At 64.9% G+C, this 26,761-nt stretch carries 27 protein-coding genes and 1 pseudogene; 24 read left to right on the top strand and 4 right to left on the bottom strand.

The window, feature by feature from the left end:
- Positions 1 to 25: 25 nt before the first annotated feature.
- The 4 genes and pseudogenes from ASE28_RS23410 to ASE28_RS23425 form a co-directional block, all read left to right on the top strand.
- Positions 26 to 1,168 (top strand): annotated as a pseudogene (locus ASE28_RS23410) (flagellin); the annotation flags it as partial.
- Positions 1,169 to 1,459: 291 nt separating this feature from the next.
- Positions 1,460 to 2,890, top strand: coding sequence for a flagellar filament capping protein FliD (fliD, locus tag ASE28_RS23415; protein ID WP_057268666.1), 1,431 nt, complete (start codon positions 1,460 to 1,462; stop codon positions 2,888 to 2,890).
- Between the two features lie 66 nt (positions 2,891 to 2,956).
- Positions 2,957 to 3,415, top strand: coding sequence for a flagellar export chaperone FliS (gene fliS, locus ASE28_RS23420; protein WP_057268667.1), 459 nt, complete (start codon positions 2,957 to 2,959; stop codon positions 3,413 to 3,415).
- A 3-nt stretch (positions 3,416 to 3,418) separates the two neighbouring features.
- Complete coding sequence (locus ASE28_RS23425) at positions 3,419 to 3,718, top strand: flagellar protein FliT (protein ID WP_007860919.1); 300 nt, start codon at positions 3,419 to 3,421, stop codon at positions 3,716 to 3,718.
- A gap of 429 nt (positions 3,719 to 4,147) precedes the next feature.
- Here ASE28_RS23425 and fliE read toward each other — a convergent pair whose 3' ends face one another.
- Positions 4,148 to 4,459, bottom strand: a complete 312-nt coding sequence (gene fliE, locus ASE28_RS23430; protein ID WP_057204148.1) for a flagellar hook-basal body complex protein FliE — start codon at positions 4,457 to 4,459, stop codon at positions 4,148 to 4,150.
- 175 nt (positions 4,460 to 4,634) lie between these two features.
- Between fliE and fliF the strand changes: the two genes are divergently transcribed.
- From fliF to fliR, 13 genes are all read left to right on the top strand, one after another.
- Positions 4,635 to 6,329 carry a flagellar basal-body MS-ring/collar protein FliF gene (gene fliF, locus ASE28_RS23435; RefSeq protein ID WP_057268668.1) on the top strand — a complete coding sequence of 565 codons (1,695 nt, stop codon included), beginning with the start codon at positions 4,635 to 4,637 and terminating at the stop codon, positions 6,327 to 6,329.
- 32 nt (positions 6,330 to 6,361) lie between these two features.
- Positions 6,362 to 7,357 (top strand): flagellar motor switch protein FliG, encoded by a 996-nt coding sequence (fliG, locus tag ASE28_RS23440; RefSeq protein ID WP_057204107.1) that lies wholly within the window; start codon positions 6,362 to 6,364, stop codon positions 7,355 to 7,357.
- On the top strand, positions 7,344 to 8,069 hold the full coding sequence (locus ASE28_RS23445) for a flagellar assembly protein FliH (RefSeq protein ID WP_057204108.1): 726 nt from the start codon (positions 7,344 to 7,346) through the stop codon (positions 8,067 to 8,069). The genes fliG and ASE28_RS23445 overlap by 14 nt, the downstream gene beginning before the upstream one ends.
- Entirely contained in the window at positions 8,059 to 9,459 is a 1,401-nt protein-coding gene (gene fliI / locus ASE28_RS23450) for a flagellar protein export ATPase FliI (protein ID WP_057204109.1), read from the top strand. The genes ASE28_RS23445 and fliI overlap by 11 nt, the downstream gene beginning before the upstream one ends.
- An 18-nt stretch (positions 9,460 to 9,477) precedes the next feature.
- On the top strand, positions 9,478 to 9,927 hold the full coding sequence (fliJ, locus tag ASE28_RS23455) for a flagellar export protein FliJ (RefSeq protein WP_057204110.1): 450 nt from the start codon (positions 9,478 to 9,480) through the stop codon (positions 9,925 to 9,927).
- 16 nt (positions 9,928 to 9,943) lie between these two features.
- Positions 9,944 to 11,341, top strand: coding sequence for a flagellar hook-length control protein FliK (locus ASE28_RS33210; RefSeq protein WP_235516199.1), 1,398 nt, complete (start codon positions 9,944 to 9,946; stop codon positions 11,339 to 11,341).
- 244 nt (positions 11,342 to 11,585) lie between these two features.
- Positions 11,586 to 12,119: a flagellar basal body-associated protein FliL gene (gene fliL / locus ASE28_RS23465; RefSeq protein ID WP_057268697.1), complete on the top strand. Its 534-nt coding sequence runs from the start codon at positions 11,586 to 11,588 to the stop codon at positions 12,117 to 12,119.
- 18 nt (positions 12,120 to 12,137) lie between these two features.
- Positions 12,138 to 13,142 carry a flagellar motor switch protein FliM gene (gene fliM, locus ASE28_RS23470; protein WP_007853747.1) on the top strand — a complete coding sequence of 335 codons (1,005 nt, stop codon included), beginning with the start codon at positions 12,138 to 12,140 and terminating at the stop codon, positions 13,140 to 13,142.
- Entirely contained in the window at positions 13,132 to 13,572 is a 441-nt protein-coding gene (gene fliN / locus ASE28_RS23475) for a flagellar motor switch protein FliN (RefSeq protein WP_057268669.1), read from the top strand. Before fliM ends, fliN begins: the two co-directional genes overlap by 11 nt.
- A gap of 19 nt (positions 13,573 to 13,591) precedes the next feature.
- The gene (locus ASE28_RS23480; RefSeq protein WP_057268670.1) at positions 13,592 to 13,957 is read left to right on the top strand and encodes a flagellar biosynthetic protein FliO; all 366 of its coding nucleotides are present in this window, start codon (positions 13,592 to 13,594) and stop codon (positions 13,955 to 13,957) included.
- A complete protein-coding gene (gene fliP, locus ASE28_RS23485) occupies positions 13,950 to 14,747 on the top strand; it encodes a flagellar type III secretion system pore protein FliP (protein WP_057268671.1) in 798 nt (265 codons plus the stop codon). The genes ASE28_RS23480 and fliP overlap by 8 nt, the downstream gene beginning before the upstream one ends.
- A gap of 12 nt (positions 14,748 to 14,759) precedes the next feature.
- Positions 14,760 to 15,029 (top strand): flagellar biosynthesis protein FliQ, encoded by a 270-nt coding sequence (gene fliQ / locus ASE28_RS23490; RefSeq protein ID WP_007853732.1) that lies wholly within the window; start codon positions 14,760 to 14,762, stop codon positions 15,027 to 15,029.
- 19 nt (positions 15,030 to 15,048) lie between these two features.
- Positions 15,049 to 15,819: a flagellar biosynthetic protein FliR gene (fliR, locus tag ASE28_RS23495; protein ID WP_057204114.1), complete on the top strand. Its 771-nt coding sequence runs from the start codon at positions 15,049 to 15,051 to the stop codon at positions 15,817 to 15,819.
- Between the two features lie 127 nt (positions 15,820 to 15,946).
- Here fliR and ASE28_RS23500 read toward each other — a convergent pair whose 3' ends face one another.
- Together ASE28_RS23500 and ASE28_RS23505 are read right to left on the bottom strand one after the other, a co-directional pair.
- The gene (locus ASE28_RS23500; protein WP_057204115.1) at positions 15,947 to 16,576 is read right to left on the bottom strand and encodes a response regulator; all 630 of its coding nucleotides are present in this window, start codon (positions 16,574 to 16,576) and stop codon (positions 15,947 to 15,949) included.
- On the bottom strand, positions 16,573 to 17,688 hold the full coding sequence (locus ASE28_RS23505) for an ATP-binding protein (RefSeq protein ID WP_057204116.1): 1,116 nt from the start codon (positions 17,686 to 17,688) through the stop codon (positions 16,573 to 16,575). The genes ASE28_RS23500 and ASE28_RS23505 overlap by 4 nt, the downstream gene beginning before the upstream one ends.
- A 185-nt stretch (positions 17,689 to 17,873) precedes the next feature.
- On the opposite strand from ASE28_RS23505, the gene ASE28_RS23510 reads away from it, so the two are divergent.
- From ASE28_RS23510 to ASE28_RS23540, 7 genes are all read left to right on the top strand, one after another.
- A complete protein-coding gene (locus tag ASE28_RS23510) occupies positions 17,874 to 18,320 on the top strand; it encodes a hypothetical protein (protein ID WP_057204117.1) in 447 nt (148 codons plus the stop codon).
- A gap of 49 nt (positions 18,321 to 18,369) precedes the next feature.
- Positions 18,370 to 18,732 (top strand): response regulator, encoded by a 363-nt coding sequence (locus tag ASE28_RS23515; RefSeq protein ID WP_007853722.1) that lies wholly within the window; start codon positions 18,370 to 18,372, stop codon positions 18,730 to 18,732.
- A gap of 40 nt (positions 18,733 to 18,772) precedes the next feature.
- Entirely contained in the window at positions 18,773 to 20,899 is a 2,127-nt protein-coding gene (locus tag ASE28_RS23520) for a chemotaxis protein CheW (RefSeq protein WP_057268672.1), read from the top strand.
- A gap of 56 nt (positions 20,900 to 20,955) precedes the next feature.
- Positions 20,956 to 21,444 (top strand): chemotaxis protein CheW, encoded by a 489-nt coding sequence (locus tag ASE28_RS23525; RefSeq protein ID WP_057204119.1) that lies wholly within the window; start codon positions 20,956 to 20,958, stop codon positions 21,442 to 21,444.
- 104 nt (positions 21,445 to 21,548) lie between these two features.
- Positions 21,549 to 22,448, top strand: a complete 900-nt coding sequence (locus ASE28_RS23530; protein ID WP_057204151.1) for a CheR family methyltransferase — start codon at positions 21,549 to 21,551, stop codon at positions 22,446 to 22,448.
- Positions 22,449 to 22,532: 84 nt separating this feature from the next.
- Positions 22,533 to 23,255: a chemoreceptor glutamine deamidase CheD gene (gene cheD / locus ASE28_RS23535; RefSeq protein WP_082604320.1), complete on the top strand. Its 723-nt coding sequence runs from the start codon at positions 22,533 to 22,535 to the stop codon at positions 23,253 to 23,255.
- A gap of 28 nt (positions 23,256 to 23,283) precedes the next feature.
- Positions 23,284 to 24,387 carry a chemotaxis response regulator protein-glutamate methylesterase gene (locus tag ASE28_RS23540; protein ID WP_057204120.1) on the top strand — a complete coding sequence of 368 codons (1,104 nt, stop codon included), beginning with the start codon at positions 23,284 to 23,286 and terminating at the stop codon, positions 24,385 to 24,387.
- A 61-nt stretch (positions 24,388 to 24,448) separates the two neighbouring features.
- On the opposite strand, the gene ASE28_RS23545 is transcribed toward ASE28_RS23540, so the two are convergent.
- Positions 24,449 to 26,347, bottom strand: coding sequence for an ATP-binding cassette domain-containing protein (locus tag ASE28_RS23545; RefSeq protein ID WP_057268673.1), 1,899 nt, complete (start codon positions 26,345 to 26,347; stop codon positions 24,449 to 24,451).
- Positions 26,348 to 26,761 lie beyond the last annotated feature (414 nt).

Below are 26,761 nucleotides of genomic sequence, written 5' to 3' on the forward strand. Positions count from 1 at the left end.
GGCGACCGCCAGGCCCTGCAGNNNNGCCGAAGTGGGCCAACTGGTCAGCGAACTGGACCGCATCTCGCAAACCACGGAATTCAACGGCCAGAAGCTGCTGGACGGCACCTTCGGTACGCAACAGTTCCAAGTGGGCGCCAACGCCAACCAGACCATCACGGCTTCCACCGCCAACCTGCGCACCAGCGTCTACGGCAACAACCAGAACCTGTCTTCCGCCGGTGCCGGCGTGTCGGCTGCTGCGGCCGCTACCTCGGTTCCTGCCAACGGCGTGACCTCGGGTGCGGTGTCGATCAGCGGTTCGCTGGGCACGGCCACCCTGTCGGTTGCCAGCAGCTCGTCGGCCAAGACGATCACGGACCAGATCAATGCAGTCAAGGCCAACTCGGGTGTGACGGCAACGGCCCGTACCGACGTGGAACTGGACATCGCTGCGACGGCAGGTTCCTACACGCTGTCGATCCAGGGTGACAACACGACCGCACAGAACGTGTCTTTCACGCTGACGGCTACCTCGGGCGCCGACCGCCTGTCGGCCGCTGTGGCTGCCATCAACGACCAGTCCGCCAAGACCGGTGTGACGGCCGCGCTGAACAGCTCCGGTGACCGCGTGATCCTGACCAACGCGACCGGCAACGACATCGTGGTGGGCGACACCGGCGTGCAGAATGCGGGCACCACCACGGTTACCAAGCTCCAGGCCGATGGCACGGCAGTCGCTGGTGCAGTGACCCTGACGGCGGACACCACCGCACAATTCACCACTGTGAGCGGCTACGTGACGCTGGATTCGGACAAGTCCTTCTCGGTGACCTCCGCCAGCAACTCGCTGACCACCGGTGGCTCGTCGCTGCAAAAAGTGGCCGACCTGGACGTGACGACCTTCGCCAAGGCCACCAACGCCCTGAAGACGGTGGACTCCGCGCTCAGTTTCATCAACGGGTCGCGCGCCAAGCTCGGCGCTTTGCAATCGCGCTTCGAAACGTCGATCGCCAACCTGCAGGTGACGTCGGAAAACCTGTCCGCTTCGCGTTCGCGTATTCTGGATGCTGACTTCGCTTCGGAAACAGCCAACCTGTCGCGCTCGCAGATCCTGCAGCAGGCCGGTACGGCGATGGTGGCCCAGGCCAACCAGCTGCCACAAGGTGTGCTGGCCCTGCTGCGTTAAGCGCACAATGGCTGGCAGGGCCTGAAAGGGCCCTGGTGCATCGGGCGGCGACAGTTTTCCTGTCGCCGCCTTTTCACCTTGGAATTGTCTGCTCAGGCCGCGCCCGCCAGTGGTGGCCGTGCAGACCGCTCACCGTCCCGCTGCCATGGGCAGCTGCGGCGGATGCAGCGGGTCTCTGGAGTCAGCGCGTGCCGGGAGCGCTGGAATTGGCGGGTTTCCTGGTGCGAATAAGGACGTTCTTGGTGCGCAATCGGCGCCATAATTTCCGTTGACCAGTTCAGGAGGTTTCTCATGGCTACCATTTCTTCACCAGGCGTCGCAGTCAGCGGCCTGGATGTCAAAAGCATCATCAGCCAGTTGGTGAAGCTGGAAGGAAAGCCGCTGGACACGCTCAAGCTCGAGGCCGCGACCGTCAGCACCAAGATTTCGGCTTTTGGGCAGATCAAGTCCCTGGTGTCCTCGCTCGCCGATGCTGCGGGCAAGCTGACCAGCCTGACCGGCTGGAACGGTGTCACTACCACTTCGTCTGACAGCAAGTTTGTGAGCGCCACCGCCGTGGGCGGAACCTTGCCCACCACCTTCAGCGTGGAAGTGCAGGGATTGGCCAAGGCGCAGGCCACGGCATCGGCCGCCTTGCTGCCTGTCGGCGGCGCACTGGGTGCGGGAAAGTTGCGCCTGGAGCTGGGCCAGTGGAGCGTGTCGCCCGCGTCGTTTACCCCGGGCTCCGGCACGCCGGTGGACATCGACATCACCGCCACCGATACCGTGAGCGATGTCGCCAGCAAGATCAATGGCTCCAATGCCGGGGTCACGGCCTCGGTGCTCAAGGATGCGTCGGGCGAGCGCCTGCTGCTGCGCAGCAAGAGTACCGGCCTGGAGTCCGGTTTCCGCCTGAGTGTCATGGAGGGTGGTGACACCGATATCACCAGCGCCGGCAATACCGATGCCAGCGGCCTGTCGCGCCTGGTAGCGGGCAGCACCGTGACGCAGCCGGCCGCCAATGCCAACGCGACGATCAATGGCATCGCGGTGAGTTCGGCCACCAACACCTTTGCCGACACGATTTCTGGCGTGACGTTCAAAGCCGAACAGGTCACCACGTCGGCCATCGAGATCGGTGTGGCCAAGGACAACACGGCCGTCCAGAAGAACGTCGATGATTTCGTGACGGCCTACAACGCCATCAACTCCATTCTCAACGAGGCCACCAAGTACGATCCGGCGACCAAGTCGGCTGGCCTGCTGCAGGGTGACTCGACCGCAGTGGCGCTGCAGAACTCGCTGCGTTCGGCTATCCAGTCGGTCACGGGCGGCAAGGCAGGCTTCCAGCGCCTGGCGGATGTCGGCATCACGCTGCAGCGCTCGGGCGATCTGGCGGTGGATTCGACCAAGTTCACCAAGGCCATGAACGAGAACATGGAGGACGTAAAGAGCCTGTTCCGCAATCCCGATCCAGGGGCCGCCAGCGGGGTGGCCGTGCGCGTGAAGGCGCTGACCACGAATCTGCTGGGCAACGATGGCTTCTTCAAGTCCAAGGACGATACGCTGAACCTGTCCAAAGTTCGCAATACCAAGGATCAGGTGACGGCCCAGGCCAAGATCGATGCGTTCGAGGCACGCATCACGGCGCGTTACAACGCTCTGGACACCCAGATGGCCTCGCTCAACGCCCTGAATGCGTACATCGCCCAGCAGGTGACCACCTGGAACAAGTCGTCATGACGGAAGGTCTTTAGTTTTGGTGGCAACAGCCGATAAACTAAATATCAAACCGCAAGGATCACCGCCATGTTCAGCGCCCACAACCCCCGTGCAGCCAACGCCTATCAGCGTATCAATGTGGAAACCAGCATGCACACGATTGACCAGCACCAGCTGGTTAGCCTGCTGTATGAAGGTGCACTGAACTCCATCGCCACGGCACGCGGTGCCATGGCGCGCGGCGACGTGCCGGGCAAGTGCAACGCGGTCTCCAAGGCCATCCGCATCATCGAAGAAGGCTTGAGCACTGCGCTGGACAAGGTCGATGGCGGAGAGCTGGCTGAGAATCTGGGCGCCCTGTACGACTACTGCGTGCGCCGCCTGATCCTGGCCAACGCCCGCAACGACGATGCCATGATGCAAGAGGTCATGCGCCTGATCGAGCCGATCGCGCTCGGTTGGAACGAGATCAAGAAGAACAACAATGGCGCGGCCACCTATACCAACGCCACCGCTTCGGGCCAGCCTGTGCTGGTGGAGGCATGAACCATGTCCCACATGCTGATTGATTACTACAAAGCCATTGAAGACAGCAGCGCCAAGATGCTGGAGGCCGCTAAGCTCAAGGATTGGGATGGCGTGGTGCGCTACGAAGGGGCCTGCGCCGTGCTGATCGAGCAACTGCGCTTCAAGTCCCAGGAGCACGAACTGCTGCCCGAGCACCGCCGCGAAAAGACGCGCATCATGCAGCGCATCCTGCGCAACGATGCCCAGATCCGCTGCCTGGCCGAGCCCTGGCTGGCACAGTTCGAGCACCTGTTCGAAGGCCAGCCGCAGATGATGCACTGAACGGGGCATGAAGAAGGAGGGGCTGCCGGGCGGCACCTCCATCCACGGCCCTGGTTCCCGCCGGGAAGAAAAAAAGCCACCGCACGTCGCAAGACGGCCGGTGGCTTTTTTGCTGCCTGCTAGGTAGTGCAGAAGGGCAGAAGGCGCTTGTGCCACTGCAAGGATCAATGACCCTGTCGATGCGGTGAATGCGGCTTCAGCAGTGGAATCGAATCGAAATCAAAGTCCAATGGGAGGATGGGTGCTCAGGCGCGCCGGGATGCAGGCCTCATATGGCGCTGTGCGCCATCCCCAGGCGCATGAAACTGGCGCTCCCCAGGCCAGTGCCCCCGCGCAAGGGCCGCCCCGCCGCGCTGGGGGCGTCCCCCTCCCAGATTGCGAAGCAATATGAGAGAGGGGTGAAGGCGCGCAGCGCCTCAGGGGGTGCCCTCAAACCTGCATGTTCATGATGTCGGTATAGGCCTGTACCATGCGGTTGCGCACGTGCAGCGTGGCCTGGAAGCCGATCTGGGCCTTCTGGATCGCCACCATGGTCTCTTCCAGGCTGACCGAGGGGTTTTCGAGCTGGACTTCCTTTTGCAGGTCGGCCGACTTGTTCTGTGCGGCACTCACCGACTGCAGCGCGCCCTTGAGTGCGCCCGAAAAGCCCACATCGTTGCCTTCGGCCTGCGGCATGGCGGCGCGGCGCGCCATGCCGGCACCCGCCATGGGGGTGGTAGAGCTGGTGATGCGGAGGTCCATGGCAGTGTCCATTGGGGGATGGGGGATGTGGTGATAGTAGCCAGGCGTCCGTGGGCCATCATGGGGAATAGATGCCCAAAGGCGCGCCTTATCGGCAGAACATGGCGGGTACTTGAGCGAAATAATCGAACCCACGCCAAGGTCCCTTGCCGGGCCCCATCTATTGGAAAGCACGATGTCTGCAGTTGCTGAAATCCCACTCGCTCCGCTTGCACCTCCCGCAGCCCGTCCCAACTGGCTGCAGCGGTTGTCCAGCCTCGACCGGGCCCAGCGCATGCGCCTGGGTGTGGGCGTGGCGCTGCTGGTCGCCGTCGCGATCGCTGCCATCGTGCTGGGCCGCCAGCCCGACTACCGTGTTCTGTTTTCCAACCTGAACGACAAGGATGGCGGTGCCATCGTGGCGCAGTTGACCACGATGAACGTTCCCTACAAGTACGCCGAAGGCGGCGGTGCGATCCTGATTCCCTCCGACAAGGTGCATGATGTGCGCCTGCGCCTGGCCACCCAGGGCCTGCCACGCGGCTCCGTGACGGGCTTTGAGCTGATGGAAAGCAACCGCTTCGGCATGACCCAGTTCCAGGAACGCCTGAACTTCCAGCGCGGCCTGGAGGGCGAGCTGACCCGCTCTATCCAGGCCCTGTCTTCCGTGCAGAGCGCTCGTGTGCACCTGGCGCTGCCCAACCAGAACGGTTTTTTCCGCGAACAGCAAAAGCCCTCGGCCTCGGTGCTGATCAGCCTGCACCCCGGGCGCATCCTGGACCGGGCCCAGCTCGCCGGCATCGTCCACCTGGTGGCCTCCAGCGTTCCCGAGCTGGCGCCTTCGGCCGTGAGCGTGCTGGACGATACGGGCAAGCTGCTCTCGCAGTCGCCTGACGGCAACGCGGCGGCCAATGCGGTCGATGCACAGCAACTGCTCTATGTGCAGCAGATCGAGCAGCAGCTCACACGCCGCATCCAGGACATCCTGGAGCCGGTGGTCGGCCGCAACAACGTCAAGGCCCAGGTCTCGGCCGAGCTGGACTTCAGCCGCACCGAGTCCACGTCCGAGCAGTTCCGCCCCAACCAGACCCCCGATGCCAAGGCCGTGCGCAGCCAGCAGATGCTGGAAACCTCTGGCATGGCCCAGAAGACCGCGACCGGTGTGCCCGGTGCCGTTGCCAATCAACCGCCTGCACCCTCGGCTGCACCCATCAACGGCGCCAATCCAGCGCCCCAGGCCGGCACCCAGCAGGGCACCGAGGAGTCGTCCACCAAGCGCGAGTCCACCACCAACTACGAAGTGGACAAGACCGTGCGGGTCACGCGCGGCAACAACTGGGCCATCAAGCGCCTGAATGCTGCCGTGGTGGTGAACTACCAATCGACCGAAGAAAAGGGCAAGACCGTTACCAAGGCGCTCACCCCCGAGCAGCTGGAGCAGATGAAGGCGCTGGTGCGTGAAACCATCGGCTTCAACGGTGAGCGCGGTGACTCGGTGAACCTCATGAACACGCCGTTCCAGGTAGAGGCCGCAGTGTCGACGGATGTGCCGCTGTGGAAGCAGCCCGAGGTCCTCGATGTGGCCAAGAGCTTTGCCTGGCCGGTGGGGGCCCTGCTGTTCGGCGCCATGGTGCTCCTGGGCCTGGTGCGTCCCGCGCTCAAGGGAGGCAGCAGTGCACCCCGGGCAATTCCGGTGGCCGGTGGACAGCTCGATGCGCTGGAAGCCGACCAGCCCGACCGCCCAGCGCTTCCGCCTCCTTCCAGGAAGGAAGAGAATGTGGTGGCCACGCCAGAGCAATTGCGTCTGGAAGAGGCGCGCGTGCTGGCCAAGGCCAACCCCGTGGCCGTCGCCAATATTCTCAAATCCTGGGTGAACGGCGAAAATGCCTGACCCCGTCGCCGCTCAACTTGCTTGGATAGCCCATGGATGAACAAGGTCTCAACGACGCCGCCATCATGCTGATGTCCCTCGGCGAGGAGGAGGCGGCCGAGGTGTTCAAGCACCTCTCGCCCAAAGAGGTTCAGAAACTGGGCGAGACCATCGCGCGCATGAAATCGGTGTCGCGCGACAAGGTGGACAGTGTCATCAACCGCTTTGCCGATGCCGCGGCGGCGCAGAGCCTGCTGGTGTCCGACACCGGCAACTATGTGCGCGCCGTGCTCAAGCGGGCCCTGGGTGACGACAAGGCCTCGCTGCTGATCGACCGCATCCTGCAGGGCGGCGACGTCTCCGGCATCGAAAGCCTCAAGTGGATGGATCCGCTGTCGGTGGCTGAGTTGCTGCGCAACGAGCATCCCCAGATCGTTGCTGCCATCCTGGTGCACCTGGACAGCGAGCAGGCCTCGGGCATCCTGATGCACCTGACCGACCGCCAGCGCAGTGAAATCCTGTTGCGCGTTGCCACGCTGGAAGGCATCCAGCCCACGGCGCTCAAGGACCTCAACGAGGTGCTGTTCAAGGTGCTGGCCGGTGGCGACAAGATCCGCAAGAGCTCTCTGGGCGGCGTCAAGGCGGCAGCCGAGATCATCAACCTGCTGGGCTCCAACATGGACAGCGTGGTGATCGAGTCCATCCGCGGCTACGACCCCGATCTGGCGCAGAAGATCATGGACAAGATGTTCGTCTTTGAAGACGTGCTAAAGCTTGATGACAAGGCCATCCAGACCGTGCTCAAGGAAGTGGCCTCCGAGACGCTCATCGTTGCACTCAAGGGTGCCGTGCCCGAGCTGCGCGAAAAATTCCTGTCGAACATGTCCTCGCGTGCGTCCGAAGCGCTGCGCGAAGACCTCGAGTCGCGCGGCCCCATGCGGCTGTCCGAAGTGGAAGCGCAGCAGAAGGAAATCCTCAAGACGGTCCGGCGCCTGTCCGATGAAGGGCAAATAGTGCTGGCAGGCGGTGGTGACGATGCCTTCGTCTAGCCAACGCTCGTACTCGCGCTTCATCCCCAGCGAAGAGGTGGGGCTGGTCACGCAGTGGAAGTTCGGCGCCGTGGACGGCTCCGAACCGGTGGAGCCCGAACCCGAGGCGCTGCCCGAGCCCGAGCCCCTGCCCGATCCGGCCGAGGTGGAGGCCGCCCAGCTGGCACTGGTGCAGCAGGCCTGCGATGCGGCTTTTTCCCAAGGGCTGGCACAGGGCCAGGCCGACACGGCCCTCGAGTGGCAGCAGCGCATGGACGACTATGTGTCGGGCCAGGCGCTGGAAATGTCCCAGAGCATTGCCGGCGTGGTGCAGTCTTTGCAGGAGTCCCTCGCCGCCATGCAGCAGCGCATGGCCCAGGACGTGCTGGCGCTGGCCTGCGACATCGCCCGCGAAGTCGTGCGCCGGGAGCTCTCGGTCAGTCCCGATGTGCTGGAGCCGGTGGTGCGCGAGGCCGTGGGCATGCTGGTGGCTGAGGGGCGCCCCGCGATGGTGCGCCTGAACCCTGCGGACATGGGGGCGGTGGAGCAACCCTTGCGCGATGAGATGGGCGCAGGCATCCAGTGGGTGGCCGATGCGGCCGTGCCTGCAGGGGGTTGCCTGGTCGAGTCCGGCGGCACCGTGGTCGATGGCAGCGTGGCCAAGCGCTGGGAGCGTGCCATCGCCTCGCTGGGGCTGGAGTCGCCCTGGCAGGAGAGCGGCGATGAGCGTTGATGCACCTGCCTCCAGCGCCTGGACGCAGTTCATGGACGATGCGCGCGAGCGCGTGCGCCAGCGTGCGCCGCTGGAGACGCGCGGCACCCTCACCCGGCTGACCGGCCTGGTGCTGGAAGCCGTGGGCATCCGTGTGCCGGTGGGGTCGCAGTGCATGGTGCAGATGCCGGGGCATGCGCCGGTGCTGGCCGAGGTGGTGGGTTTTTCGGCCGACCGTGCCTTTTTGATGCCTGCGGGCGACATCCACGGCCTGTCCAGTGGCGCCAGCGTGGTGCCCGCCGCGCCCTACGTGGCCAGCCCGCGCCTGGGTGAGCCTTCCCGGCCCTCCCCGAAGGCGGGCGTGCTGCGCCTGCCCATGGGAGACGGCCTGCTGGGGCGGGTGGTGGATCCGCAGGGGCTACCCCTGGACCATGGCGGTCCGGTGCAGGACGTGGTCTCCGAGCCCATGGACCGCCGCCAGATCAACGCCATGGACCGTGATCCGGTGCGCTTGCCGCTGGACACCGGCGTGCGCGCCATCAATGCATTGCTCACCGTGGGCCGTGGCCAGCGCCTGGGCCTTTTCGCCGGCTCGGGCGTGGGCAAGAGCGTGCTGCTGGGCATGATGGCCCGCTACACCCGCGCCGACGTGATCGTGGTCGGCCTCATCGGCGAGCGGGGCCGCGAGGTCAAGGAATTCGTGGAAGACATCCTGGGGGCCGATGGCCGGGCGCGTTCGGTCGTGGTGGCCGCGCCGGCCGATGCGCCGCCGCTGCTGCGCATGCAGGGTGCGGCCTATGCCACGGCAGTGGCCGAACATTTCCGCGACAAGGGCAAGCATGTGCTGCTGCTCATGGACTCGCTGACCCGCTACGCCATGGCGCAGCGCGAGATCGCGCTGGCCATTGGCGAGCCACCGGCCACCAAGGGCTACCCGCCATCGTGCTTTGCCAAGCTGCCCGCGCTGGTCGAGCGCAGCGGCAATGGCCTGCATGGCGTGGGCTCCATCACCGCGTTCTACACCGTGCTGTCGGAGGGCGACGACCAGCAGGACCCGATCGCCGACGCTGCGCGCGCCATCCTGGACGGGCACATCGTGCTGTCGCGCTCGCTGGCCGAGTCGGGGCACTTCCCGGCTATCGATATAGAACAATCGGCCTCGCGCGTGATGCACAACGTGGTCTCGCGCGGCCATTTCGACGTGGCGCGGCGTTTTCGCGCCGTGTACTCGCGCTACCAGAAGAGCCGCGACCTGGTGCAGGTGGGGGCGTACATGAGCGGCTCCGACCCAGCGCTGGACGAAGCCATCCACCTGCAGCCGCAGATGGCAGCCTTTCTGCAGCAGGACATGTTCGAGGCGTCCACCATGGACCAGAGCGTGAACGCCATGGCGGCCGTGCTCGACCAGTAAGGACAGGAAGGCCCCACCATGTCCGTCCTCAGTGCCCTCATCGTCGCCGTGGAGATTGCCGCGCGCAAGCGCGACGAGGCGCGCCGCGTGCTGCAGGAGGCCCTGGCCGTGCAGCAGGCGGCCCAGGCGCAGCTGCACCAGCTGCAGGACTATGCCCGCGAGACCGAGCAGCGCTGGGGCATGCAGGCGGACACGCGCGTGCAACCCGAGGTGATGTACCACCACTACCAGTTCATGGACCGACTGGGGCATGCCGCAGGCCTGCAGACCAGCGTGGTGGGCGACCAGGAGGCGCGGGTCGAGAACGCACGGCGCGGCCTGATGGAGGCGGAGCAGCGCCTGGCCAGCCTGCGCAAGGTGGTCGAGCAGCGGCGGCGCGAGCTGGAGCAGGCCCAGGCCCGCATGGAACAGAAACAAACCGATGAACGTGCGGCGATGCAATACAGCCGCAGGGTTCAGGATCGATAGGGCAGGAGAATTGACCATGGAACAGGCACGCATATCCACCCCCCAGGGGACGCAGTCTCCCCAGCAGACCGCGCGCACGCGCGCCCACGCCCAGCAAAAGGGCATTACGGACGATGGCGCCGGGGCTGCCGCGCAGCCCGACAGTTTTCTGGCACTGCTGGCCGCCCAGGACCCGGAGTTCGCCGAGGGGGGGGATCCGCTGGCCGCCGTCCCGGGTGCTGCGGATGCTTCCAGCACCCTGGCCGCCGTCGATCCGTCCACCCTGGTTGGTTGGCAGGCGCTGGTCGCAGGCGACAGTGCTGCCCAGCAACTCAGAGGTTTGGAGGGGCAGGGCGGTAATACGCCGGGTGCGGAGGGCATGGGCGCCGTCGGCCTGTTGGGGCAGACCGGAGTGGCGCGTGGAGCCATGGCCAATATGCTGTCTGATCCTGCTGGCGGTGCTCCGGCCCTTGCCGGACAGCTTCTGGCGGGCCAGGGCCTGCCGGCCGCCGATGGTCTGGTGTCGCAAACCGTGGCACTGGATGGCGGTTTGCCGGATGCATCGCAGCCGGCTACGGCCACGCTGGGCTTCGGGCGCCAGTTTTCGCGCATGCACAGCGCAGCCCTGCAGCGCGGCTCCAGTGATTCCGGCCTGGGCGGCACCGGTAGCGTGGGCGCCGTGTCGGCGCGCGCTGCGGGCGGCGATGCCCAGCAGGTGGCTGCCTCCACGGGCGATCTGTCGACCATGTCCACCGCAGTGGCCGCCACCGTGCGCGAGCTCGGCCCGGGCCTGCACCGTGTTTCGGGCGAGAGCGGCGCCACCGGGGTGGACGCCGCCTTGCTGGCCAACCTGGATCCAACGGCTGCAGTGGCTGCTTCCGGTGCGCGGGGCGCCGATGCGGGCGGCGGCAGCGAGTCGTCCCGTCACGGAGGCTCGGGCGGCCTGGGCGAAGGCGGGGCCGAGCCCTCCTTCACAGTGGATGGTGCGTCGGGCACCTCGGGCTTTGAAGAACTGGCACAGACCGGGGCCGAAGAATTGCTGGCCGAGCAGGTCACCTACTGGGCCAACCAGAAAACCCAAAGTGCCGAGGTCACCCTGAACCGCGACGGCCAGCCCCTGGCCGTGACGGTAGCCCTGTCCGGCAACGAGGCCCATGTCACCTTCCGCAGCGACCAGGAGCACACCCGCGAGATGCTCGACCAAAGCATGGCGCAGCTCAGCGAACTGCTGCGCAGCGAGGGCCTGGTCCTGTCGGGCATGACCGTGGGCACCTCGGCAGGCCAGGGCACCATGGCGGGCGATGCCGAGCAGCAGCGCAACCGTTCTGGCGATGGGCAGCAGGGCCAGGTGCTGGTCTCGGGCCCCACGGATGTCAGCCAGCGGCTGGCGGGGAGCGGCACGCGCAACAACAGTGCCGTGGACGTCTTCGTGTAACGCGGCTGGCAGTGCTGCCGCAGGATGCCGCACTACGGTGGCACAGCGATTGCCAGCGTTAACACGCTGTTAAGGGGTGTATTCTGGCTATTATTGGACCGGCAGCTGCGCCACAATGGGAAGCGTCTGCCGGCCCGATGCCGTTCCCGGCGAGATGCCACCATCGAATCCCACCTAAGGAACCTGTCACGTGTCTGCCAATGCTGCTGCCGCTCCGGCCAAGGAGAAGCCCAAAAGCAAGAAGATGCTGATCATCGTGGTCGCTCTGGTGCTCGTGCTGGGCATCGCGGGCGCTGCGGCCTTTTTCATCCTGGGCAAGAAAAAGCACGCCGACGACGAGGAGGGGGGCGCGACCGCTGCGGCGCCGGCCCACGAGACGGCCAAAACACCGCCGACCTTCCTGCCCTTGGAGAACATGGTGGTCAATCTCGCCGATCCGGGCGGCGACCGGTTTGCGCAGATCGGCATCACAGTCGAGGTGGCCGACGCCAAGACGGCCGAGCAGATCAAGCTCTATCTGCCCTCCATCCGCAGCAGTGTGCTGCTGCTGGTATCCCAGCGCACCTCCGGCGAGCTGCTGGTGCGCGAAGGCAAGGAAAAACTGGCCAAAGACATCCTGCGCGAAGTCTCCCGTCCACTGGGTTTCACCGTGGCGCGCGAGCGGCCCAAACCCGCGTCGGTGCCCGTCGGCGAGGACGATGAGGAGCAGCCGCCGCCGCGCAAGGCACCGAAGAATCCGGTGCAAGGCATTCTTTTCTCCAGCTTCATCATCCAGTGACGCGAGGACAATCCTGCCATGAGTGATTCATTCCTATCGCAGGAAGAGGTTGATGCCCTTCTGGAAGGCGTCACTGGCGAGAGCCAGAAGTCCGTCGAGGAAGTGGCCGAGTCGGGGTCCGTACGCAACTACGACATCTCCAGCCAGGAGCGCATCGTTCGTGGCCGCATGCCGACGATGGAAATCGTCAACGAGCGGTTTGCGCGCAACTTCCGCATCGGCCTGTTCAACTTCATCCGCCGCAGCCCCGAGATTTCGGTCGGCACCGTATCGGTGCAGCGCTACAGCGCCTTCCTGCGCGAACTCGCAGTCCCTACCAACTTCAACATCGTGGCCATCCGTCCGCTGCGTGGCAGTGGCCTGATCGTGTGCGAGCCGTCGCTGGTGTTCGGCATCATCGACACGCTGTACGGCGGGGTGGGCAAGTTCCAGACCCGCATCGAGGGGCGTGACTTCTCGCCCACCGAGCAGCGCGTGATCAACCGGCTGGTCGACGTGATCTGCGCCGAATACAAGAAGGCCTGGCAGGGCATCTACCCGCTGGAGCTCGACTACCAGCGCTCGGAAATGCAGCCGCAGTTCGCCAACATTGCCACGCCCAGCGAGATCGTGGTGTCCACCGCGTTCCAGCTGGAAATCGGCGACCTGTCGGGCGCCATCCACATCTGCATGCCCTACGCCACGCTGGAGCCCATCCGCGACGTGCTGTACTCCTCGACGCAGGGCGACTCCATCGAGGTGGACCGGCGCTGGGTGCGCGTGCTCACGCGCGAGATCCAGGCGGCCGAGGTGGTCCTGGTGGCGGAGCTGGCCAAGGCCGATGCCACGGTGGAGCAGCTGCTGGCCATGAAGCCCGGTGATTTCATCGAGCTCGACCGGGAGCCGCGCATCCGCGCGTCGATCGGCGGTGTTCCCATCTTCGAGTGTCAGTATGGGACCCACAATTCGAAATATGCCATCCGCATCGAAGAGTGCCTGCGCAACTCGGACATGAGCTGGCTGGGAGAAAAAGATGTCAACTGAAGACGACAACAAGGACGGCGCCGCCGAGGATCCGTTTGCGGGCTGGGCCGAAGCACTCGAAGAGCAAAAAAGCTCGGACGACAAGCCCGGTGACACCGAGCAGGGCGGCCCCCTGTCCGGCGATGCGGTGCGGCCGTCCGCGTCAGTCAACGGTGACGGCACGGTCAACGACATCAACATGGTGCTGGACATCCCCGTCCAGCTGTCCGTGGAGCTGGGCCGCACCCGGGTGCCGATCAAGTACATCCTGCAACTGGCGCAGGGCTCGGTCGTCGAACTCGATGCGCTGGCCGGGGAACCGATGGACGTGCTCGTCAACGGCTACCTGATCGCCCAGGGCGAAGTGGTGGTGGTGAACGACAAGTTCGGTATCCGCCTGACCGACGTGGTGACGCCTTCGGAGCGGTTGCGGCGCGTGAGCCGTGGGTGATGGGGGCACGGCCATGGGGATGACCCAGACGCTGGTCGTCGTCGTCCTGTTCGTGGGCGCCATGGCCTGCCTGCCCTGGCTCATCAAGCGCCTGCAGCAGCGCCATGCCGCAGGGGGCCTGCCGGCTGGGGCCGCATCGCGCGTGCTGTCGGCAGTGGCCGTGGGTCCGCAGCAGCGGGTGGTCACCGTGGAGGTGGGCCCCGAGGGAGCACGCACTTGGCTGGTGCTCGGTGTCACGGCGCAGCAGGTCAGTTGCCTGCATGTGCTGGCGGCTCCATCCGCCATCCCTGCGGCACCGGCTGCATTGCCGGTGGTGGTGGCTGACAACTCCGCCTTCGCCCGCGAAATGGCGGCGGCCGAGGCGCGCAAGGAACCGCATGTCTGATTCGGCACGCCCTGCATCGCTGCCCCGCGCCGCGTGGGTGGCGGCCCTGGCCGCGCTGGGCCTCCTGGTCTGGCAGGTGCCTGCATTGGCGCAGACGGCAGCCGCTCCCGCAGCCCCGGGAACGCTGCCCGTGCTGGTGGGCGCTGGCAGTGGCGGCACGAGCTATTCCGTGCCGATCCAGACGCTGCTGTTCTTCACGGCGCTGTCGTTCCTGCCCGCCATCCTGCTGCTGATGACGGGGTTCACGCGCATCGTCATCGTCCTGTCGCTGTTGCGCCAGGCCATCGGTACGCAGTCGGCACCACCCAACCAGGTGATCATCGGCCTGTCGCTGTTCCTGACCTTCTTCGTCATGGGGCCGACCTTCGACCGGGTGCACAAGGATGCCTACGTGCCCTACACCACCAATGCCATCACCTTCGAGCAGGCGGTGGAGCGGGCCGAGGTGCCGATGCGCGAGTTCATGCTCAAGCAGACCCGGCAGTCGGACTTTGCGCTGTTCGCACGCCTGGCCCGACTGGCGCCCGAGGTGACCGCAGAGACCGCGCCGTTTCGCGTGCTGGTGCCGGCATTCGTGACCAGCGAGCTCAAGTCGGCGTTCCAGATCGGCTTCATGATCTTCATCCCCTTCCTGGTGATCGACATGGTGGTCTCCAGCATCCTCATGTCCCTGGGCATGATGATGCTGTCACCGGTGCTGGTGGCGCTGCCGTTCAAGCTCATGCTGTTCGTGTTGGCCGATGGCTGGAACCTGCTGATCGGCTCGCTCGCCGCCAGTTTCGTCACGTAGAGGACCGACCCCATGACTTCACAGATGGTACTGACCATGGGGCGCGACGCCCTCACGCTGCTGCTGATGATCGCCATGCCCGTGCTGGGGGTGGTGATGGCAGTGGGCCTGGTGGTGAGCATCTTCCAGGCGGTCACGCAGATCCACGAAGCCACCCTGGCCTTCGTGCCCAAGCTGATTGCTGCGATGGTGGTGTTCGCGATCGCGGGGCCCTGGATGATCAGCACCCTGGTTGACTACATCCGCCGAACCATCGAGTCGATTCCCTCGGTCGTCGGCTAGCGCACGGCCCCGTGTTCCCGTGATCACGTTCACCGAGGCCCAACTGGTGGCCTGGATCTCGCCCATCCTGTGGCCGTTCATCCGGGTGCTGGCCATGTTTTCCGTGGCGCCGGTGTTCTCCATGCGCACCATTCCCATGCGGGTGAAGATCGGCCTGGCCTTCTTCGTGGCCCTGTGCGCGCAGGGCGTGCTGGTGAACCAGCCGGTGATCGACATCAATGGCCGAGAGGCGCTGGGCGCCGTGGTCCAGCAGGTGGCCGTGGGCCTGGCCATCGGCTTTTCGGTGCGGCTGGTGTTTGCCTCGGTGGAGCTGGCCGGTGAAATGATCGGCTTGCAGATGGGCCTGAACTTCGCCTCCTTCTTCGACCCCGCCAGCAACGGCCAGGTGAGCGCCGTGGCGCGCTTCTTTGGGCACATGGCCACGCTGCTGTTCATCGTCATCAACGGCCACCTGATGGTCATCATGGCCGTGGTCAAGAGCTTCGACCGCTTTCCCGTGGACGGCAACTTTCTGCAGGCCATCGGGCAGATGCGGTTGTACGAGCTGGGCTCCTCCCTGTTTTCCAGCGCGTTGTGGATCGCCCTGCCCATGATCGCGTTGCTGCTGTTCGTCAACCTGGCCATGGGCATCATCTCGCGCGTGGCGCCGCAGATGAACATCTACGCGGTCGGCTTTCCGGTCACGCTCACCGTGGGCTTGCTGGGCATCACGGCCACTTTGCCCATGCTGGAGCAGCCCATCCTCACGCTGATGCAGCAATCCATCGACCTGTTCTCCAGCCAGCGGTAGCGGCCGCTGCTAAGAGGCTCCGCCGGTAACGCAGGCATGGCACAAGCCAGTGCCACCGTGGAACTGGCTTTGCCAGGCCAGGGGTGGCGTTCCCCTTCAGGGGGATGGCGCGAAGCGACTCAGGGGGTCATACCAACTCATTGCGGATGGCGTAGACGGTGAGCTCGGCATTGTTGGAGAGCTTGAGCTTTTCGAGCACGCGTGAGCGGTACACGCTCACCGTCTTGGGGCTGAGCATCAGCTCTTCGGCAATGTCGGCCAGACGGCGGCCCGAGGCGATCTTGATCAAGGTCTGCAGCTCGCGCTCGGACAGCGTGGCGTGCGGGCTCTCCAGCACCGGCTGGGCCAGGCTCTCGGCCAGCATCTGGGCCACCTCGGCCGTCAGGTACTTGCGGCCCTGCATCACCACCCGCACCGCGTTGATCAATTCCGCCGGGTCGGAGGCCTTGTTGGCATAGCCCTGGGCTCCAGCCTTCAGGCAGCGCAGCGCGTACTGGTCCTCGGGGTACATCGATACCACCAGCACCTTGATGGTCGAATGCGTTTCGCGCAGGGTGGCCAGCACCTCCAGGCCGCCGCGCCCGGGCATGTTCAGGTCGAGCAGCAGCACGTCGCAGGGGGCGCTGCGCAGCACCTCGCGCAATTCGGCGTAGCCGCCGGCCTCCCCGGTCACCTTGATGTCGGTGGCCTCGGTGAGGGTATCGCGGATGCCGCGCCTGAGCACGGCATGGTCATCGCACAAAACGACGTTGATCACCAGACATCTCCTGTGATGGGGGGCTGGTCCGAGGTGGCCAGCGGTATCGACAGTGTGAGGCAAGTCCCTTTGCCCGGCTGCGTGCTGACATCGAGCCAGCCGCCCACGGTGCGCGCCCGCTCGTGCAGGCCCTTGATCCCAAAGGCCTTGGGCTTGTCGGCCAGCCGGGCCACGTCAAAGCCGCAGCCGTCGTCGGCGATCTCCACGGTCAGCACCCCTTCATGGTCGGACAGGTCGATATGCACCTTGCCGGCCTGGGCGTATTTGGCGATGTTGGTCAGCGCCTCCTGCGCCGTGCGGTAGGCCACCAGCTGGATATCGCTGGGCACATCGATCGCCTCGCCACTGGCCACCACCTGCGTGCGCACCGCGCTGCGGCGCTCAAAGCCCGCCGCCAGCCACTGGATGGCGGCCACCAGCCCCTGCTCCAGGATGGGTGGCCGCAGGTTCATCATGATGCGCTGGCTGGCGCCGATGGCGTGTTGCAACATGTCCGACGCGCTGGCAAGGTGGTCCTGTGTCCCCGGGTCCTGCGCATGCCGGCCGATCCAGGCGAGGTCTACCCGCACGGCGGTCAGCGAACCGCCGATATCGTCATGGATCTCGCGCGCGATGGAGGCGCGCTCCTGTTCGATGGAGGTCTGCAGGTGCTCGGTGAGCTCCGCCAGGCGCTGCTGGGAGGCCGCCAGCTCGGCCACGGCGCGCTCGCGGTCCTGGCGGGCCTGGTGCACCTCGATGGCCCGCGTGACCACGTGCGGCAGGCGGGAAATATCGTCCTTGAGCAGGTAATCCGAGAAGCCCAGGCGCATGGCGTCCACCGCCGCCGCCTCGCCAATCGCCCCTGACAGCAACACAAATGGCACAGGTGTTGCTAATTTAGCCACATGCTCCCATGCATCGAGCGCAGTGAATCCTTGCAGTCTGTAGTCTGCAAGGATCAAATCAAAGGGTTGGTTGCTGGTGAGATCACAGAAATCCTGCAGGGTGTCTACCTGCTGGACGTTGCAATGCAGCTTGGCACGCTGCAAAGTGAGCTTGGCCAGAACATGGTCTGCCAGAGAATCCTCCAGGTGCAGGAGGCGTAAGGGCTGGCCTGCTACTGTCATGACCATATGAGCGCTATCATAGGATACAAATTGGAACAAACAAGGGTGTTTGTCCCGGTGGAGTGGGTGAGAAGGCTATCGTCCAATAGAACGCAATGTCGGGGTTTTTGCAAGGGTTGGCGGGGTCTGCCAGCGCGGGCCGCCAGTTGGGGGCTTGAGGACCCTGGTCTGCTTGTTGCTATGGAGAAACAATGCAATCTACGCTATCAACGTCAACTGGGCCGGCAGTTCAGGTTCCGGTCATGGTGGCAGCAGAACTGCAGGATTCGCTGCTGGTCGTCATGCACGACCTGCACCGCCTGGAAGGCTTGTTGAACCATGCCACGGACAATCTGCTGGAGCGCTTTGGCGAGGCCAATGCCGTGCTGAACGATGCCTTCGTCGCGGATTCGCCCGAGTTGGCGGCCGCCCGTACGGCCTTGCGCAGTGCCGTCACCGAGCTGCAGTTCCAGGACATGGCTTCGCAGCTCATCTGGCATACCACCAAGGTCCTGCAGGGCTGCGCGTTCCGGCTGGCGTCCGAGGCCATGGGGCACGATGAGGGCGAGGAGGCGGCGCCGTTTGCCGAAATGGCGCCGGATCGGCCCAATCCCGTCACGCAAAGCGAGATGGATGCCGGGTCTATTGATCTATTCTGAAGTCGGCATCGCTGGTTCACCTATATATTCAAGTCAGTTGGAGTCCTAAATGCAATCGATACTTGCCGTAGATGATTCACCATCCATGCGAAAAATGGTGTCTTTCACCCTCACAGGTGCCGGATACCACGTGGTGGAGGCGGTGGATGGGCAAGATGCCCTGGAAAAGGCCGAGAGCCACGACATCCACCTGGTGCTGGCCGACCAGAACATGCCCCGGCTCGATGGCATAGGCCTCACGCGCAAGCTGCGCGAGCACCCCAAATTCAAGACCATCCCTATCCTGATCCTGACCACGGAATCGAGTGACCAGATGAAGCAGGCGGGGCGGTCGGCCGGTGCCACCGGTTGGCTGGTCAAGCCGTTCGATCCCAACCGCTTGATCGAAGTCATCCAGAAGGTGATCCGTTGAAACGGATGCACGGGCGCCACCACGTATAAAGGAGCCGACTATGGCTGAAAGCTATCAAGAGGGATCAGGGGCCGGCGGTGCTGACTTTGACCTGAGCCAGTTCTATCAGATCTTTTTTGAAGAGGCTGGCGAGAACCTGGACCAGATGGAGCAGATGCTGCTGGACCTGGACCTGAGCGCTGCCAACGACGAAGAGCTCAATGGCATCTTCCGCTGCGCGCATTCGATCAAGGGTGGGGCCGCCACGTTCGGCTTCTCCGATGTGGCCGAGCTGACGCACCAGATGGAGTCCCTGCTCGACCGGCTGCGCCGCCACGAGCTGCAGCCCATTCCACCCATGGTCGATGTGCTGCTGGAATCCGCCGATGCCTCGCGCAGCCTGCTGGCACGCCACCAGGCAGGCGGGCAGGGCGAGGCCGTGTCCACCACCTCCCTGGTCAAGCGCATCAGCGAACTGGCGGCAGGCGTGGTCCCGGACGGCGCTCCTGCCGCGGCCCCAGCGCCCGCCCCGGCACCGGTGGCCGCCGCTCCTGCGCCTGCCATCAAGGCGCACGTGCCCGGGCAATTGCGCAAGCTGCAGATCCACATCGGGCCGCTGGAAAAGACCGAGCAGGCCGACACCATCAAGGAACTGTTCCGCGACATTCCGGGCCTGGGCTCCATCAGCGATCTGCCCAGCGTGCAGGCGGGCGTGCGCGTGTTCGCGGTGGAAACCACCTCGTCCACCGATGACCTGCTGGACCTGTTCGCCTTCCATGTGTCCAAAGAGCAGGTGCGCTTCAGCGACGGCGACGAAGAACCCGCTGCAGCCGCCGAAGTCGATCCCGACCACGCGGTGCACGAGATCGAGCCCCCTTCGGGTGGCGCCGACGTGTCCTACGGCTTTTTCTCGGACGCGCCTGGCGCCCCGAGCGCGGTGCCTGCTGCCGGTGCGGCCGCCAAGCCCTCGGCGTCCAAGGCCGTGGCCGCTGCCGAGCCCAAGGCTGCAGCCCAGGCGCAGATGGAATCCACGACCATCCGCGTGGCCGTGAACAAGGTCGACCAGCTCATCAACCTGGTGGGCGAGCTGGTGATCACCCAGGCCATGCTGGCGCAGAACAGCCGCGGGCTGGACGCAGGCGCCTACCAGCAACTGCTGGCCGGCCTGGCCGACCTGGACCGCAACACACGAGACCTGCAGGAATCGGTGATGTCGATCCGCATGATCCCCATGTCCATCGTCTTCAGCCGCTTCCCGCGCATGCTGCGCGACCTGGCCAACAAGCTGGGCAAGAAGGTCGAGCTGGTCACCCTGGGCGAAGCCACCGAACTGGACAAGGGCCTGGTCGAGAAGATCACCGACCCGCTCACCCACCTGGTGCGCAACAGCTGCGACCACGGTATCGAGATGCCGGCAGAGCGCCTGGCCAAGGGCAAGCCCGAGCTGGGCACCATCACCCTGTCGGCGTCGCACCAGGGGGGCTCCATCGTCATCGAGGTGCGCGACGACGGCCGCGGCCTGTCGCGCGAGAAGATCCTGCGCAAGGCGCAGGAGCGGGGCCTGGATGTGTCCGACCAGATGAGCGATGCCGACGTGTGGCAACTGATCTTCGCGCCTGGCTTCTCCACCGCCGATGAGGTCACCGACGTGTCGGGCCGTGGCGTGGGCATGGACGTGGTCAAGCGCAACATTGCCGCCCTGAACGGCTCGGTCGAGGTGGACTCCGCCGAAGGCTATGGCATGAAGGTGTCGGTGCGCCTGCCGCTCACGCTGGCCATCATGGACGGCATGTCGGTGGGCGTGGGCGAAGAGGTCTACATCCTGCCGCTGTCCTCGGTGGTGGAGTCCTTCCAGGTCAACTCCGACGACGTCAGCACCGTGGCCCAGGGCTCGCAGCTGGTCAAGGTGCGCGACGAGTACATGCCGGTGATTGCACTGGAAAAGATCTTCCAGGTGCCGCGCTTCGACCTGAACAAGTCGAGCAACATCATGGTGGTGGTGGAGGCCGACGGCAGCCGTGTGGCGCTGCTGGTCGACGAGCTCCTGGGCCAGCACCAGGTGGTGGTGAAGAACCTGGAGACCAACTACCGCAAGGTGCCCAATGTCTCGGGCGCCACCATCCTCGGTGACGGCACGGTGGCACTGATTCTGGACACGGGTGGCCTGGTGCGCCGGGCCCGCCACTGATTCGGGTGCGATGTGTTCATGGAATGCACCAGCACTGCTAACAAGGAGAACGCACCATGAGTGTGATGGGTAAAACTGCCGACAACGCGCCGACCGGTGCGCGCGAGTATCTGACGTTCCGATTGGACCAGGAAGAGTACGGCATCGACATCCTGAAGGTCCAGGAAATCAGGGGCTACGAGCCGCCGACGCGCATTGCCAACGCCCCCGAATTCATCAAGGGCGTGGTAAACCTGCGCGGCACCATCGTCCCCATCGTGGACATGCGCCTGAAGTTCAACTGCGCGCAGGCGGACTACAACAGCTTCACGGTGGTCATCATCCTGAACCTGCGCAACCGCGTGGTCGGCATCGTGGTGGACTCGGTCAGCGACGTGATGGAGCTCACGCCCGAGAGCATCCGCGTGGCGCCCGACATCGAGAGCGCCATCGACAACAGCTGCATTCTGGGGCTGGGGTCGGTGGGTGAGCGCATGCTGATCCTGCTCGACATCGAAAAGCTGATGTCGAGTGTGGACATGGGATTGGTGACGACGGCGGAGTAACGAACGCCATAGTCGGTCAGGTGGGTGGCCGCAAGCCAAACTGCAGGCAAGGGTCTGCAGGCCTTTTTGGAGCGAAATGGACTTCCGAGCGGATGATCAAAATGATGCCCCAGACCACCAGTATTTCCTCGGCCGGCGCGCGTGCTGCCGCCGCAGCCGCTGCCAGTGCCCCGGCACCGTCGGGCCCGCTGGCGCAGGGGCGTGAGTTCGTATGGACCAACGCCGACTTTGCCCGGGTGCAGGCGCTGATCTACCAGCGCGCCGGCATCAGCCTGCACGACGGCAAGCATGCCATGGTCTACAGCCGGCTCTCGCGCCGGCTGCGCGATACGGGGCACAACAGCTTCCATGAATACCTGGGCTGGCTGGAAACGCACGATGGCCCCGAGTGGCAGGAGTTCGTGAACGCGCTCACCACCAACCTCACGGCATTCTTTCGCGAGCAGCACCACTTCGAGATCTTCGCAACGCTGCTGCGCAGCAAGCCGGCCAACACTGCCTGGAAGGTGTGGTGCAACGCGGCCTCCACCGGCGAAGAACCGTACTCCATCGTCATGACGGCCTTCGAGTCGCTGGGGGCCAACGCCTCCTTCAAGCTCACGGCCAGTGACATCGACTCGAAGGTGCTGGCCACCGCCGGCCAGGGGGTGTATCGGCTCGACAACCTCAAGGGCCTGGGCCCGGAGCGGCTGCAAAAGTTCTTTCTCAAGGGCAAGGGCGGCAATGATGGCATGGTGCGGGTCAAGCCCGAATTGCGCCGTGCCATCGACTTCATGAGCGTGAACCTCATCCGCGACGATTGGCCCTTCAAGGAGCCTTTTGACGTGGTGTTCTGCCGCAACGTGATGATTTATTTTGATGCGCCCACGCAGCGCAAGGTGCTGGAGCGCATTCACCGCGTGCTCAAACCCGGTGGCATGCTGTTTGTGGGCCATGCTGAAAATTTCAGCGAGTCCCGTGATCTCTTCACCCTGCGCGGCAAGACGGTCTATGAACGCCGCTGACCCGCCCCTCTGTTCGCCCGTAGGAACATGTTCCAAGCAGCTCCCATGACCCACAACCAATCCGGCCCTGCGCCAAACACGTTCATGCCTGGTGCTGCCCCTGCGACGCCGGGAGCGTCGGAGCGCCGGCGCGCTCCGCGCATCGCACCGCTGAGTGCAGACATCTACTCGTCCAGCTCGGCGCCGCGCGAATCCTCGCTCAATGAGCTCAAGGCCCGGGCCAGAAAGCCGGGCGAGGCATCCTTCTTCTATCTGGACCACCACTTCCAGCACAACGCTGTGAAGGTGCTGCCCGGCGAGTATTTCGTGGCCGACGAAAGCATGGTCATCATGACGGTGCTGGGCTCGTGCATCGCCGCCTGCCTGTGGGACAGCCGTGCGCACATCGGGGGCATGAACCATTTCATGCTGCCCGACGGCGACCTGGCAGATGCCTCGGGGCGCTATGGTTCGTACGCGATGGAGTTGCTCATCAACGAGATGCTCAAGCTCGGTGCCCGGCGCGAAACCATGCAGGCCAAGATCTTTGGCGGTGCGCAGGTGATGCACAATTTCACCACCATGAATGTGGGCGAACGCAACACCACCTTCGTGCTGAACTACCTGCATACGGAGCGCATCCCCATTGTCTCGGAAGACGTGCTGGACATCTATCCCCGCAAGGTGGTGTTCTTCCCGGTGACGGGCAAGGCCATGGTCAAGCGCCTGGCGCACGCCCATCCCGAGACCCTGGTGGAGCAGGAAAGGCGCGGGAATGCTGCGACCGTCGCAAAGACCACCTCGGGTGGCTCCGTGGATCTGTTTTGATTGAAGACGAAGAAAGCCTGAGAGAATAATGAGCAGGAAAATCCGGGTGATCGTGGTGGACGATTCGGCGCTGGTGCGCAGTCTGCTGTCGGAGATCATCAACCGGCAACGGGACATGGAGTGCATTGGCACGGCCAACGACCCCTTGGTGGCGCGCGAGATGATCCGGGAAATGAACCCGGACGTGATCACCCTGGACGTCGAAATGCCGCGCATGGATGGCATCGACTTCCTGGGCCGGCTGATGCGCCTGCGGCCCATGCCGGTGGTGATGATCTCCACGCTGACCGAGCGCGGGGCCGAGGTGACCATGAAGGCGCTGGAGCTCGGTGCCATCGATTTCGTGGCCAAGCCCCGGGTGGGCCTGGCCAGCGGCCTCAACGACCTGGCGACCCAGATCGTGGACAAGATCCGCGTGGCGGCCGTGGCCCAGGTGCGCCGCGCTGCGCCGCGCGAGGCATCGACTGCGCATTCCGCTTCCGGCGCGGGCACGGCGGCCCCGGCGGCACCCACCACCTTGCTGGGACGCCTGTCCACCGAGAAGCTGATCTGCATCGGCGCCTCGACCGGGGGCACGGAGGCCATCAAGGAGGTGCTGGTGCACATGCCGGCCGATTCGCCAGGCATCGTGATCACCCAGCACATGCCTCCGGGCTTCACCACCAGCTTTGCGGCACGGCTCAACGGCCTGTGCCAGATCACGGTCAAGGAGGCTTCCAATGGCGAGCGCATCCTGCCAGGCCATGCCTACATCGCTCCCGGGGGCACGCAATTCCATGTGGCGCGCAGCGGTGCGAACTATGTGGCCGTGGTCGACGATGGCCCCCCGGTGAATCGGCACAAGCCCTCGGTGGAGGTGCTGTTCAAGTCGGCCGCCGCCGTGGTCGGACGCAATGCCTTCGGCATCATGCTCACCGGCATGGGCAACGATGGTGCGGCTGCCATGCGCGAGATGAAGGACGCAGGCAGCTACAACTACGTGCAGGACGAAGCCACCTGCATCGTCTTCGGCATGCCGCGCGAGGCCATCGCCCACGGCGCGGCCGATGAAGTGCTGCCGCTCGGCCAGATTGCCCCGGCCCTGGTGGCGCGCTTGCGTGGAGCGACCGACCGGCTCCATCACCGCATCTGACCTGGGCGCGGCCTTCGCGCCGATCAGTGGGGGCGAACCCCCATCGATTCCTTCTGGTCTGTCAGGCCGACAGCGCCGTCCAGCGCTCCAGCGCTGCCATCAGTTCCTCGTCGATCTCGCTGGCGCGGGCCGTGAGCTTGGCCGCCTTGGCACCGTCGGTGGCGTAGACGCTGCCATCGGCCAGCACGGCCTGTACCTCGGCCTGCTCCTTTTCCAGGGCGCCGATGCGATCGGGCAGGGCATCCAGCTCGCGCTGTTCCTTGTACGACAGTTTCTTGCGCGAGGTCTGCTCGGTCTTGGAGGGGGCCGCTGCAGGGGCTGCGTCTTTGGCAGCCGACGGCTTGGTGCCTGCCGCCGGGGCAGCGGCCGCGGCGGCCGCACGGCTGCGGCGCGATTGCAGCAGCCAATCCTGCACGCCACCCTCGTACTCGCGCCACAGGCCATTGCCTTCAGACGCAATGGTGCTGGTCACCACGTTGTCGAGGAAGGTGCGGTCATGGCTCACCAGGAACACCGTGCCATCGTAGTTTTCGAGCAATTCTTCCAGCAGGTCCAGCGTGTCGATGTCCAGGTCGTTGGTAGGCTCGTCGAGCACCAGCACATTGGCCGGGCGTGCGAACAGGCGCGCCAGCAACAGGCGGTTGCGCTCGCCACCCGACAGCGAACGCACAGGGGAGTGGGCACGGGCCGGAGAGAACAGGAAGTCGCTCAGGTAGCTCTTGACGTGCTTGCGCTGGTTGCCGATCTCGATCCATTCGCTGCCGGGGCTGATGAAGTCCTCCAGCGTCGCATCCAGGTTCACGGCATGGCGCATCTGGTCGAAGTAGGCTACCTGCAGGTTGGCGCCCTGGCGGATGTCGCCGGTGTCCGGTGCCAGCTCACCGAGGATCATCTTCAGCAGCGTGGTCTTGCCCGCGCCGTTGGGGCCGATCAGCCCCACCTTGTCACCACGCAGGATGGTGCCGGTGAAATTGCTCACGATGGTCCGGTCGCCAAACGACTTGCTCACGTTGGTGAGCTCGGCCACGATCTTGCCCTGGTAGCCATTGCCGCTGCCCGTGGCCACGTCCATGCGCACGCTGCCCACCACGTCACGGCGTGCTTCGCGCCGTGAGCGCAGGTCTTGCAGGCGCGTGATGCGGCTTTGGCTGCGGGTGCGCCGCGCTTCCACGCCGCGGCGAATCCACACCTCCTCCTGGGCCAGCAGCTTGTCGGCCTTCGCGGAGATCACTGCTTCCTGCGCCAACTGGTCTTCCTTCTGGACCATGTACTGGGCAAAGTTGCCAGGGTAGGAGCGCAGTTGCCCCCGATCCAGCTCCACGATGCGGGTGGCGACCCGGTCCAGGAAGGCCCGGTCATGGGTGATGGTGACCACGCTGCCCGGGAAGTCGAGCAGCAGGTCCTCCAGCCATTCGATGGAATCCAGGTCCAGATGGTTGGTCGGCTCATCGAGCAGCAGCACATCGGGCCGCGCCACCAGGGCCTGCGCCAGTGCCACGCGCTTCTTGGTACCACCCGAGAGGGTGCCGACGATGGCCTCGGGGTCCAGGTGCAGGCGCTGCAGGGTCTCTTCCACGCGCTGCTCCCAGTTCCAGGCGTCATAGGCCTCGATCTGGGATTGCAGTGCGTCCAGGTCCAACCCTTCGGCGCCCGAGAGGTACTGGTCACGCACTGCAATCACGGCCTGCAATCCTTCAGAAGCGGCCTTGAAAATGCTGGCTTCGGGGTCGAGCGAGGGCTCCTGCGCCACGAAGGCAATGCGGGTGCCTTGTTGCACCTGCAGCGATCCGTCATCGGGCTTGGCCATGCCGCCCAGGATCTTGAGCATGGACGATTTGCCGGCGCCATTGCGCCCGATCAGTCCCACGCGCTCGTTTGCCTCCAGAGAGAAGCCGGCGTGGTCCAGCAGTGCAACGTGCCCAAATGCGAGTTGGGCGTCCAGTAGAGTGATAAGTGCCATAGGGGGAGGATTATCGAGGGCGCGCGCACTTTGCATGTGTCGGGGTGCTGACGGGCTGTTTTTGGCAGGGACTTGCGGTGCGCGCGGGCCCTGTGCATGGGTGATGCAGCCCTGCTTCTATATAGGAGGGGCCCTTGCAGCCATGCGGGCGTGGGTGTGGCGCCAGGTGGTCGGCCGCTTTTCTGCAGAAAGTGAGGGGGCTCTTCCACCCAGCCCAAAAACTCATGCTATAGTCGAGGGCTTCGCTACCAAGACATCTGTTCACAGAAGTCGGTCAGCAGAAAGCGCTGCCTCAGGTAGTGCCTTCGGCAGTTTGGGTAGACCGAAGCGAACTTTGCAAAAAGTTGGGTCCTTTGAGAAAAGCGAGCAAAAACTCGGTATACAATCAAAGGCTGCGCTGAAAAGAGCTGGTCG

This window comes from Acidovorax sp. Root219, assembly GCF_001428665.1.
Classification (GTDB): domain Bacteria; phylum Pseudomonadota; class Gammaproteobacteria; order Burkholderiales; family Burkholderiaceae_C; genus Acidovorax.

Bases quoted from the DNA above. Each gene is read 5' to 3' on its own strand.
- fliD (WP_057268666.1), top strand. From the start codon at position 1,460: ATGGCTACCATTTCTTCACCAGGCGTCGCAGTCAGCGGCCTGGATGTC.
- fliS (WP_057268667.1), top strand. From the start codon at position 2,957: ATGTTCAGCGCCCACAACCCCCGTGCAGCCAACGCCTATCAGCGTATC.
- ASE28_RS23425 (WP_007860919.1), top strand. From the start codon at position 3,419: ATGTCCCACATGCTGATTGATTACTACAAAGCCATTGAAGACAGCAGC.
- fliE (WP_057204148.1), bottom strand. From the start codon at position 4,459: ATGGACCTCCGCATCACCAGCTCTACCACCCCCATGGCGGGTGCCGGC.
- fliF (WP_057268668.1), top strand. From the start codon at position 4,635: ATGTCTGCAGTTGCTGAAATCCCACTCGCTCCGCTTGCACCTCCCGCA.
- fliG (WP_057204107.1), top strand. From the start codon at position 6,362: ATGGATGAACAAGGTCTCAACGACGCCGCCATCATGCTGATGTCCCTC.
- ASE28_RS23445 (WP_057204108.1), top strand. From the start codon at position 7,344: ATGCCTTCGTCTAGCCAACGCTCGTACTCGCGCTTCATCCCCAGCGAA.
- fliI (WP_057204109.1), top strand. From the start codon at position 8,059: ATGAGCGTTGATGCACCTGCCTCCAGCGCCTGGACGCAGTTCATGGAC.
- fliJ (WP_057204110.1), top strand. From the start codon at position 9,478: ATGTCCGTCCTCAGTGCCCTCATCGTCGCCGTGGAGATTGCCGCGCGC.
- ASE28_RS33210 (WP_235516199.1), top strand. From the start codon at position 9,944: ATGGAACAGGCACGCATATCCACCCCCCAGGGGACGCAGTCTCCCCAG.
- fliL (WP_057268697.1), top strand. From the start codon at position 11,586: ATGCTGATCATCGTGGTCGCTCTGGTGCTCGTGCTGGGCATCGCGGGC.
- fliM (WP_007853747.1), top strand. From the start codon at position 12,138: ATGAGTGATTCATTCCTATCGCAGGAAGAGGTTGATGCCCTTCTGGAA.
- fliN (WP_057268669.1), top strand. From the start codon at position 13,132: ATGTCAACTGAAGACGACAACAAGGACGGCGCCGCCGAGGATCCGTTT.
- ASE28_RS23480 (WP_057268670.1), top strand. From the start codon at position 13,592: ATGACCCAGACGCTGGTCGTCGTCGTCCTGTTCGTGGGCGCCATGGCC.
- fliP (WP_057268671.1), top strand. From the start codon at position 13,950: ATGTCTGATTCGGCACGCCCTGCATCGCTGCCCCGCGCCGCGTGGGTG.
- fliQ (WP_007853732.1), top strand. From the start codon at position 14,760: ATGACTTCACAGATGGTACTGACCATGGGGCGCGACGCCCTCACGCTG.
- ASE28_RS23505 (WP_057204116.1), bottom strand. From the start codon at position 17,688: ATGGTCATGACAGTAGCAGGCCAGCCCTTACGCCTCCTGCACCTGGAG.
- ASE28_RS23510 (WP_057204117.1), top strand. From the start codon at position 17,874: ATGCAATCTACGCTATCAACGTCAACTGGGCCGGCAGTTCAGGTTCCG.
- ASE28_RS23515 (WP_007853722.1), top strand. From the start codon at position 18,370: ATGCAATCGATACTTGCCGTAGATGATTCACCATCCATGCGAAAAATG.
- ASE28_RS23520 (WP_057268672.1), top strand. From the start codon at position 18,773: ATGGCTGAAAGCTATCAAGAGGGATCAGGGGCCGGCGGTGCTGACTTT.
- ASE28_RS23525 (WP_057204119.1), top strand. From the start codon at position 20,956: ATGAGTGTGATGGGTAAAACTGCCGACAACGCGCCGACCGGTGCGCGC.
- ASE28_RS23530 (WP_057204151.1), top strand. From the start codon at position 21,549: ATGCCCCAGACCACCAGTATTTCCTCGGCCGGCGCGCGTGCTGCCGCC.
- cheD (WP_082604320.1), top strand. From the start codon at position 22,533: ATGCCTGGTGCTGCCCCTGCGACGCCGGGAGCGTCGGAGCGCCGGCGC.
- ASE28_RS23540 (WP_057204120.1), top strand. From the start codon at position 23,284: ATGAGCAGGAAAATCCGGGTGATCGTGGTGGACGATTCGGCGCTGGTG.
- ASE28_RS23545 (WP_057268673.1), bottom strand. From the start codon at position 26,347: ATGGCACTTATCACTCTACTGGACGCCCAACTCGCATTTGGGCACGTT.